The organism is Xenorhabdus eapokensis (assembly GCF_001908105.1).
The window spans coordinates 1-704 of record NZ_MKGQ01000160.1; the positions used below are offsets into that span (position 1 = coordinate 1).

Annotated in this window: 2 protein-coding genes; both read right to left on the bottom strand. The window is 54.0% G+C overall.

Going from position 1 to position 704, the window contains the following annotated elements; all coding sequences use genetic code 11:
• A partial coding sequence (locus tag Xedl_RS19925; RefSeq protein WP_143187520.1) for an IncC plasmid conjugative DNA transfer DtrJ family protein occupies nt 1–295 on the bottom strand: 295 nt, incomplete at its 3' end.
• Nucleotides 296–304: 9 nt separating this feature from the next.
• Nucleotides 305–704: TraM recognition domain-containing protein (locus tag Xedl_RS19930; RefSeq protein ID WP_158024426.1), on the bottom strand; the 400-nt coding region annotated here is incomplete at its 5' end.

A 704-nucleotide genomic window follows, 5' to 3' on the forward strand; every position in this document is an offset into this window, starting at 1 on the left:
ATGCCTGCGTCAGCCCGTCAGAGACCGTTTGTGCGGGATTTGACAACAACAGGCTCTGGGTCAATTCCGTGGATAAAAATTGCAGCTCGGTTTTCATCATCGTCTGGCTATGAGAGGCACCTTGTTCTGGCCAGAAAAAAATCATACCGAGATATTCCAGTAACAGACTGAATAGCCAGGACATGACAATAAACCCAATGAGTTGCCACGGCCATGCCCATAACACATGATACAGCAGGCCATGCTGGCGGGGCGGTTGAGAAGATGGACGGGATTGGTTTTCTGACTGTGCCATGACCTGAAATTACCCCTTCTCTTCCCACCAGGCTTCACGGGTACGGTAATGTCGTCGCATTTGTTCGGCGATGTTCTGCAAGCTCGCCGGCATCAGGGCATCATCGTCATCCCCCGTTGGCAGGGGCATGCGAATTTTCCACAGTTGCCCGCCCTCCAGTAAGGCGAACGCCTGCCCTTTCGGCAGGTTGATCATCTCAGCCGGCGTCACCAGCGGCGTTTTGACCGTACCTACCCGGTCCTGCGTGGACGAGGTAAAATCCTGCCCCTGTTCAACATCGGCAATATCAGAGTGCCCTGAGACCAGCGTTTTGCTGTAGATTTCCACTTCGGGCAACTGGCTGGTGAGCAGCTCTGCCGTCCGGTTATCCCGCACCCGCAGCATAATCAGGGTATTGAAGTTACCAATC